This is a genomic window from Collinsella aerofaciens (assembly GCF_027679495.1).
In the GTDB taxonomy this organism is placed as follows: domain Bacteria; phylum Actinomycetota; class Coriobacteriia; order Coriobacteriales; family Coriobacteriaceae; genus Collinsella; species Collinsella aerofaciens_AK.
Genome location: NZ_JAQEKC010000041.1, coordinates 1,294 through 10,323, shown reverse-complemented (window position 1 = coordinate 10,323; position 9,030 = coordinate 1,294). Strand labels below are relative to the sequence as shown.

At 60.3% G+C, this 9,030-nt stretch carries 7 protein-coding genes; all 7 read right to left on the bottom strand.

Annotated features, from left to right (window positions below):
- Positions 1-465 precede the first annotated feature (465 nt).
- The 7 genes from PGW49_RS10055 to PGW49_RS10025 all read right to left on the bottom strand — a co-directional run bounded on the left by PGW49_RS10055 (position 466) and on the right by PGW49_RS10025 (position 8,924).
- A complete protein-coding gene (locus PGW49_RS10055; RefSeq protein WP_138340403.1) occupies positions 466-1,407 on the bottom strand; it encodes a transketolase family protein in 942 nt (313 codons plus the stop codon).
- 1 nt (position 1,408) lies between these two features.
- The gene (locus PGW49_RS10050; RefSeq protein ID WP_006235308.1) at positions 1,409-2,239 is read right to left on the bottom strand and encodes a transketolase; all 831 of its coding nucleotides are present in this window, start codon (positions 2,237-2,239) and stop codon (positions 1,409-1,411) included.
- Between the two features lie 207 nt (positions 2,240-2,446).
- Positions 2,447-3,337 (bottom strand): YitT family protein, encoded by an 891-nt coding sequence (locus PGW49_RS10045; RefSeq protein ID WP_270226408.1) that lies wholly within the window; start codon positions 3,335-3,337, stop codon positions 2,447-2,449.
- Between the two features lie 165 nt (positions 3,338-3,502).
- Positions 3,503-4,651 (bottom strand): peptide chain release factor 2, encoded by a 1,149-nt coding sequence (prfB, locus tag PGW49_RS10040; protein WP_270226407.1) that lies wholly within the window; start codon positions 4,649-4,651, stop codon positions 3,503-3,505.
- On the bottom strand, positions 4,651-7,458 hold the full coding sequence (gene secA, locus PGW49_RS10035) for a preprotein translocase subunit SecA (protein WP_270226404.1): 2,808 nt from the start codon (positions 7,456-7,458) through the stop codon (positions 4,651-4,653). Before secA ends, prfB begins: the two co-directional genes overlap by 1 nt.
- A 340-nt stretch (positions 7,459-7,798) precedes the next feature.
- Complete coding sequence (rpmE, locus tag PGW49_RS10030) at positions 7,799-8,212, bottom strand: 50S ribosomal protein L31 (protein WP_117638071.1); 414 nt, start codon at positions 8,210-8,212, stop codon at positions 7,799-7,801.
- 367 nt (positions 8,213-8,579) lie between these two features.
- Positions 8,580-8,924 (bottom strand): hypothetical protein, encoded by a 345-nt coding sequence (locus PGW49_RS10025; protein WP_270226403.1) that lies wholly within the window; start codon positions 8,922-8,924, stop codon positions 8,580-8,582.
- Positions 8,925-9,030: the final 106 nt, after the last annotated feature.

Here is a 9,030-nt window from a genome sequence, read left to right as displayed (position 1 = left end):
CTAACTGCGGGAATGGCCTATTCGCTCAATGTGTTCGGCTGAGATCGGAAATCAACCATCCCGTCGGCCGTGCACAGGGTTACTCTCCAAATCGTCCTCGGACATGTCGGAGCCCCCGCTGCGCACTACGTGCGGCGGGGGCTCCTCCGTCCTGCGGAAAGATTTGGAGAGTAACCCTGTGTCCGGCCTGCGATAACTAAGGGGTCGCCGCGTTTTACTTGGGGTGCTGCATATACAAAGTTGGAAGGGTCTGAATTGCGCTTTGTCGATATATGCCCTTTTCCCTGATGGGACCGTGCTTGAGGGGCGTCTTCATAAGTTGCGGTGAAATAGGGACTGTTTTACCAGTTAAAAGGTCTAATCAGTCCTTATTTCACCGCAACTGAAACAGGGGCGCTCTCCAAGAGAGCGCCCCTGCCGGGTTTCCATAGTTCTGGCGAAGCAGTCCTTGAGATCCGCCTTGCCTTATGCCAAGAACTCCTTGGTGGTCGCCACGATGTTGGCGGCGTCCAGGCCATACTTGTGCAAGAGCTCGGCACCCGGGCCAGACTCACCGAAGGTGTCGTTGACGCCGATCTTCTTGAGCGACGTCGGGCACTGCTCGCACAGGACGTCGGCAACGGCGCTGCCCAGGCCACCGATCACAGAGTGCTCCTCGACGGTCACGACGTGACCGGTCTTGGTGGCGCTCTTGACGATCAGGTCGGCATCGATGGGCTTGATGGTGTGCATGTTGATGACCTCGGCGTCGATGCCCTCGGCAGCGAGCTGCTCGGCGGCCTCGAGAGCCTCGCCGACCATCAGGCCGCAGGCAATGATGGTCACATCGGCGCCCTCGCGCATGACAATGCCCTTACCCAACTCGAACTTGTAGGTCTCGGGGTCGTTGATAACCGGCGAGGCCAAACGGGCGAAGCGCATGTACACCGGACCGTCGCACTCGTAGGCGGCGCGCGTCACGGCGCGGGCCTCCACGTCGTCGGCGGGAACAATCACGGTCATGCCGGGGATGACGCGCATGAGGGCGATATCCTCGCAGCACTGGTGCGTGGCGCCATCCTCGCCCACCGAGATACCGGCATGCGTGGCACCGATCTTAACGTTGAGGTGCGGGTAGCCGATGGAGTTGCGGACCTGCTCAAAGGCGCGACCGGCAGCGAACATGGCAAAGGTGCTCGCGAAGGCAACGCGGCCGGTGGTCGCGATACCGGCGGCGACGCCCATCAGGTTGCTCTCGGCAATGCCCACATCGAAGAAACGATCGGGGCAGGCGGCCTTGAACTTGCCGGTCTGCGTGGCGGCGGCCAGGTCGGCGTCGAGGACCACAAAGTCATCGTGCTCGTTGGCGAGCTCGACGAGGGCCTCGCCGTAGCTTACGCGCGTGGCGATTTTTTTGACGTCTGCCATCCTAGAGCTCCTCTCCGGCGGCCGTGAGCTCTGCCATGGCCTGCTCAAACTGTTCATCGTTGGGGGCCTTGCCGTGCCAACCAACCTGGTTCTCCATAAAGGAAACGCCCTTGCCCTTCATGGTCTCGGCGATGATGGCGGTCGGCTGACCCTTGGTGGCGCGGGCCTCGGCAAAGGCGGCGCGGATCTGATCGAAATCGTTGCCGTCGGCAAGCTCCACCACGTGGAACTTAAAGGCGCGGAACTTGTCGGCGAGCGGCATGGGGTCGTTGACCTCCTCGACGGGGCCGTCGATCTGCAGGCCGTTGTGGTCGACGATCACGCAGAGGTTATCGAGCTGCTGGTTGCCGGCAAACATGGCTGCCTCCCAGACCTGGCCCTCCTCGCTCTCGCCATCACCCAGCAGGGCGTACGTGCGGTAAGTATCGCCCCAGTGCTTGGCGGCAACCGCCATGCCCACGGCGGCGGAGATGCCCTGGCCGAGCGAGCCGGTGGACATATCGACGCCCGGGGTGTCGTTCATGTTGGGATGACCTTGCAGGTGGCTGCCGATATGGCGCAGCGTCTCGAGATCCTCCTTGGGGAAGAACCCACGCTCGGCGAGCACGGCGTACAGGCCCGGAGCGCAATGGCCCTTGGAGAGCACAAAACGGTCGCGATCGGCCTTGCGGGGATCGGCCGGGTCGACGTTCATTTCCTCAAAGTACAGATAGGTCATGATGTCGGCAGCGCCGAGCGAACCGCCCGGATGGCCGGACTTGGCAGCGTGCACGCCGGTGACGATGCCCTTCCTTACCTCGTTGGCAACCTTTTTGAGCTCTTCGTCGCTCATTGTGCCTTCCTTTCATCCTCATTAGACAAAATGCGCACGGCACCGAAGGTAATCCCAACACAGCCGCAATGCACGTACGTCATTCATTATGCTGGAAACTGATGGCTTTACCAGAGTTTTTATCATTATTTGAACAATTTAGCAGGCAGAACCGCTGATGAAACGGTTTATCAATGTGAACGTCTTTTGGATGGAACGCGATCGACCCTACACGCTAATGTCCTTGAATCCCTCGCCGAAGGCTTCCGTAACGTCGGCAACCGTCACGATGGCATGAGGATCGCGCTCGCGCACGATCGTCTTGAGGGTATTGAGCTCTCGACGGCTCACGATGACCATAATCACTGGCTTCTCGGCACCCGAATACATGCCAGTCGCCTTAAACTTGGTACAACCACGACCCAGGCCATACATGATATCGGCAGCGATATCAGGGAACTTGTCCGAGATGATGAGTACCATACGGCGTTTGTTGCCACCATCGACCACGGCATCGATCACGTAGCCGCTAATGACCATCGAAAGGCCTGCATATAGCGCGTTTTCGATTGAAAAGACCGGAGCCGACAGCGCGCATACGGCAACATCGATCGCCATGACGGTCGAGCCCACGGGCAGCGAGGTATTACGCGAGATGATTTGGCCAATCGTGTCCGAGCCGCCGGTGTTGGCGCCGGCGCGCAACACCATGCCGTAACCGATGCCCGTAATAATGCCGCCCCACATGGCAGGGAGCATCAGGTCCGCATCCGCCAGAGGTGCTACAAACGGGGCGAACAGATCAGTAAAGAAGCCCAGCAGCACAAAGCCCGTCGCGGTCTGCACCACGTAGAACATGCCGCCCTCGCGCATAACGACCAACAACAGCAAGGCATTCATCACGATGGTCTGGATACCGACGGGAAGCGACACGCCTCGCGTCGCGCCGACCGCCTGGATAATGGTGGCAAGGCCCGTAACGCCACCGGCAGCAAGGCCGTTGGGAATCAAAAACAGGTCGGTCGCAATAGCGGCCAGAGCGCACCCCAACATGATCTGGGGCAGATCGTGAAAGAAGTTCATCGAAAGAATGCGCTTGATGTCCAGACGATATGCCATGCTGCCTCCCTCAAAAAAGCGCACCCCATCGGATGCGCTTCGAACTTCTTCTTGTATTCGATTCTACCGATTCGCCGAACAAAAACCACCCCTGCGCAGGGTTTATTCTGGATACAAACCCGTCCAACCGTTGGGCTTGGCATCAACTTGAAGCCACCCGATGTTTTAGACCTCCGAGCCTTCTGCATCGGCGTTGCCGGTGGCCCAGCGATGGTAGCCAATAACAAACGGGTCCAGGTCACCATCGTCAAGAACGGCCTCGACATTGCTGGTCTCCACGCCCGTGCGTAGGTCCTTGACCATCTGGTACGGGTAGAGCACGTAGCTGCGAATCTGGTTGCCAAAACCAATCGTGGTCTTGGGTCCGCGAATCTCATCGAGCGCCTCGGCACGCTTCTCGAGCTCAATCTCGTACAGGCGAGCCTTGAGGATCTGCATGCACGCGGCCTTGTTCTGGATCTGGCTGCGCTCGTTTTGGCAGGTGACCACAATGCCGCTGGGAAAATGCGTCACGCGCACGGCGGAGTCAGTGGTGTTGACGCCCTGACCGCCCGGGCCGCTCGCGTGGTACACGTCCACGCGGATGTCGTCGGGACTGATTTCGATGTCGATATCATCGGGTAGCACGGGGATGACCTCGACGCCGGCAAACGTGGTCTGGCGGCGCTTCTTGTCGTCGGTGGGGCTGATGCGCACCAAGCGGTGGACGCCGGCCTCGGCGCGCAGCATGCCAAATGCGTCCTTGCCCTCGACGGTAAAGGTCGCGCGGTCGATGCCGATAACCTCGGCTGCGGGACAGTCGTTGATGGTGACCTTCCAGCCGCGACGCTGGCAGTACTTCATGTACATCTTAAAGAGCATGAAGGTCCAGTCCTGGGCCTCCAGACCACCCTGTCCGGGCTTGATGGTCACAATGGCATCGCCGTGATCGAACTCACCGGTAAACCAGCTCGAAAGCTCAAGCTCATCGATGGCACGGGCCAGGCGCTCAGCCGTGGCTGTAGCCTCCTCGCGAAGGGCGACGGCGTCGGGGTCATCCCCCATCTCCTCGGCAAGCTCCAGCGCGGCGCGGGCATCGGAAAGCTCGCCGCGCGCGGTGTCCACGGCAGCGATATCTTCCTTGGTACGCGCTATCTCCTCCATGGTGGCACGGGCGGCGTCGGCGTCATCCCAAAAGCCAGGGGCAACACTTTTGGCCTCGAGCTCGGTCACGCGCGTGCGCTTTTCGTCCAGGTGGAGATACGACTCGACCTCGCCGAGCCGGTCCGCGAACGCGTCCAGCTCGGCGAGCGTTACCTCTAAAGCCTCAGCCATTAACGATTCCTGCCGTGGCAGTACTTAAACTTCTTGCCGCTACCGCAGGGACACGGGTCGTTGCGGCCCACGTTGACGTACGGATCATCGCTCTCGGACTTGCGATAGGTGGTCACCTTGCCACCGTTGTTGACGGCAGCCGGTCCGCCTTGGACAGCCGTGCGGGCCTGCACCTGCGCCTGCTTGCGCAGCACCGAGTCGCCGTTATCACCATCGACCTCGGCAGGACCGGAGAAGCGCGCGCCCTCGAGCGCGGGCTCCTCCTTGTGCTCCACGGCACGCGGGGCAGCCTTGATCTCGATGCGCAGAACCGTGCGCAGGTAATCCTCATACATGGTATCGACGAGTATCTGGAACGCGCCGTAGGCCTCGGTCTTGTACTCAACCAGCGGGTCGCGCTGGCCAAAGCCGCGCAGGCCGATGCCGGTCTTAAGGTAGTCCATCTCCTGCAGGTAGTTCATCCAGCGGGTATCGATGACGCGCAGCATGACCTGGGTGTTGAGCTCGCGCATCAGGTCCTCGCCCAAGCGCTCAGCCTTCATGTTGTAGCACTTCTCTACGTGAACCAGGACATCGGCAGCCAGGGCCTCATAATCCTCGTCGGGGAACTTCGGCGTGTCGATGTGGCCGGTGAGCTCCACAACCCACTTGCGCAGGCCCTCCAGGTCGCGCTCGCCATCGTGACTGTCCTTAGTGCAGAACTCCTGCACGCAGCGGTACACGGTATCGTGCATGACCTCGGTGATGTGGTCGGTCAGGTCCTTGCCGTCCAGAATCTTATTGCGCTCGGCGTAGATGACCTGACGCTGCTTGTTCATGACGTCGTCGTACTCAAGGACGCTCTTACGCATGGAGAAGTTGATGCTCTCGACCTTGTGCTGGGCGCTCTCGACGGCCTTGGAGATGATCTTGTGCTGGATGGGCATGTCATCGCCCATGTCGGCCGTGACCATCATCTTGGAGACACGATCCATCTTGTCGCCGCCGAACAGGCGCATGAGGTCGTCCTCGAGCGACAGGTAGAACTGGGTCTCGCCCGGATCGCCCTGACGACCGGAGCGGCCGCGCAGCTGGTTGTCGATACGACGGGACTCATGGCGCTCGGTGCCGATGACGGTCAGGCCACCGGCGGCAAGCACGCGCTCGCGCTCGGCCTTGCAGGTCTCCTTGGCCTCGGCGTTAAACTGCTCGAGTTGCTCGGGCGTCACGTCCTCCATGGTCAGGCCCTCGTACTCAAGGCGCTCGCGCACCAGCTCGTCGGGGTTGCCGCCCAGCAGGATGTCGGTACCACGACCGGCCATGTTAGTAGCGATGGTCACGGCGCCGTAGCGTCCGGCCTGGGCAACGATATGAGCCTCGCGCTCGTGATGCTTAGCATTGAGGACCTCGTGCGCGATGCCGCGCTTGGTAAGGGCGGCCGACAGCTTCTCGGAGCTTTCGATGGAGACGGTGCCCACCAGGACCGGTTGGCCCTTGGCGTGACGTCGCTCGACGTCGTCGGCAACGGCGTTGTACTTGGCCTGGACGGTGCGGTACACCAGGTCCTCGTGGTCAACACGCTGCACGGGCTTGTTGGGGGGGATGACCTCGACGGGCAGTTTATAAATCTCACGGAACTCGGCGTCCTCGGTGAGTGCCGTACCGGTCATGCCGGAGAGCTTGTCATAGAGACGGAAGTAGTTCTGAAGGGTGATGGTGGCCAGCGTCTGGTTCTCCTCGCGCACGAGCACGCCCTCTTTGGCCTCGATGGCCTGGTGCAAGCCCTCGGAATAGCGGCGGCCTTCCATGATGCGACCAGTGAACTCGTCGACGATCTTGACCTCGCCATTAGTGACCACGTACTGCTTGTCGCGGTGGAACATGTACTGGGCCTTCAGCGCCTGCTGCAGGTGGTTGACCAGCTGGCCGGAGAGATCGGCATAGATGTCATCGATACCCAGGCGGCGCTCAATCTTCTTAAGGCCGCGCTCGGTGGCGGCGATGGTGTGCTTGGCCTCGTCCATGACGTAGTCGCCCGTGGGCTCGACGTCCTCGGTGGCGGTGAGCATGTCGTGCGACACGTCCTCGCCGCGCTCAAGGCCGCGCACGGCACGCGCGAAGTCCTTGTAGGTGCTGGCGGACTTGGTGCCGGCACCCGAGATGATGAGCGGCGTTCTGGCCTCATCGATCAGGATGGAGTCGACCTCGTCGACGATGGCGTAATGGTGGCCGCGCTGAACGCGCTGCTCGGGGCGGGTGACCATGTTGTCGCGCAGGTAGTCGAAACCGAACTCGGAGTTGGTGCCGTAGGTGACGTCTGCCTGGTAGGCCGGGCGCTTGAGTTCGAGCGGCATGTTGTTCTGGAGCAGACCAACGGTCATTCCCAGGTACTTGTAGATGCGGCCCATCCACTCGGAGTCGCGCTTTGCCAGGTAATCGTTGACGGTAACGACATGCACGCCCTTGCCGGCGATAGCGTTGAGGTAGCCGGCCAAGGTGGAGACGAGCGTCTTGCCCTCGCCGGTCTTCATCTCGGCAATATGACCCTCATGAAGCGCCATGGCGCCGATGAGCTGTACGTCAAAGTGACGCATGCCCGTGATGCGCTTGGAAGCCTCGCGCACAGTGGCAAAAGCCTCGGGAAGCATGTCGTCGAGCGACTCGCCGTTGGCGTAACGCTCGCGGAACTTATCGGTCTGGGCGCGGAGTTCCTCCTCGGTCATCTTCTCAAACTGGGGCTCAAGACCGTTGATCTGGTCGACGATCTTGTAGTAGCGCTTAAGGTCCTTATCGGATCCAAAGGACAGCAGCTTTGACATGAATCCCATGTGGTTTTCCTTTTTGGCCATCGCCCACGCCGTGCAGCTGCGGGCGAGTTAAACACAGATGATTGTACTTTAGCCAAACAAGGCGCGGCCTATACGGTCGACCTCGACCGCCACGTAATAACTACGACCAACCTGCCAAAAAGGGACTGGTTTAATTTGTCAGCTTTTATCTGGGAAAACGCTGTCTCTCTGCCATTTGGCGCAAACCAATCCGTCCCCTTCGTACCAATCTGGTGCCATGGAGACAGGTTCGTTTGCACCAATAAAGGAAAAGGGCCGCGCACCCAAACGGATGCACGGCCCTTATGCCATGAATGCGAGCGATTCCGCGGCGAGCTATTTACTCAGCAGCCTCGGTGGTCTCAGCCTCGGCAGCGGCCTCCTCGACGGGAGCCTCGGCGGCCTGCTTGGCAGCCTCCTCGGCGAACTTAGCGGCACGCTTAGCCTTCTCGGCAGCCTTAGCCTCAGCGGCGGCCTTGCGAGCGGCCTCGGCCTCAGCAGCCTTGGCGGCCTTGGCAGCCTTGGCCTCCTCAGCCTTCTTGAGCTGGGCGGCAGCGGCGCCACCGAACTTGTCGGCGAAGCGCTGGACGCGTCCACCGGTGTCGACGAACTTCTGCTGGCCGGTGTAGAACGGGTGGCACTCGTTGCAAAGCTCGACCTTCATCTCGGACACGGTAGCGTGCGTCTTGAAGGTGTTGCCGCAGGAGCACGTCACCGTGCACTCGACATACTGGGGATGGATACCCTGCTTCATGGTAGGACTCCTTATTGGTCAGGCGCTGGTTACCGATCAGCGCATAAGGCGTCTTGGTTTCCGACCAAGACAACAAACTCGGCTATGGTACCACGGCGCCGCGTGTCCCACAAAAGGTTCACGGTCTTTTCGGAACGACACGAATCTGACCCATCGAAACACATCTCCACCGTTCCTTCAACTGGGAAAATGCCGTCCCCGGGGCCTGAGAAGGGCCCCGGGGACGTTCGACTGACTGCGGGAACGGCCTTTCCGCTCAATGTGTTCGGCTGAGATCGGAAATCAACCAAACTGAACTAGGTTCAGTTGACATGGTTAAAAACGAGGGGCGACGCTTTTGCGTCACCCCTCGTCCCGGCCGGTTGCTTTAGTTGTACACACGGTAGTTACACTTGAACTGGGTTATGTGTCCATAGTTGGGGCCGTACCAACCCGACGTATAGCTGATTGCCTCTGCGCCTAGATAGTCGTAGCCCTTGTTGTAGCGAAGCTGACGGTAGGTCGTGTCGTACTCTGCTACGTAAAACGTGTCTCCAGAGAAGGCTTTGTACCGGTCCTTAACCGTCGAAGCCATGTACGCGGGTTCGACATCGCCTTTCTCCCCGTTGAGCGCATAGACGGGTGCCGCGATTCCGCATAAAGCCGTTGCCACGAGGATGGCGTAGACAGCCATGCGCGACGCATTGGACTTCAGCTGTTCAAATAGTTTCATGTCATTCACCTCCTTCGTATGTATCGAGGTATTCCTGCTTGAGCGTCTGCGAGGACGACTCGGTCTTTTCCACGAGCGTGCCGGCCTCGATGAAGTAGAACGAGTC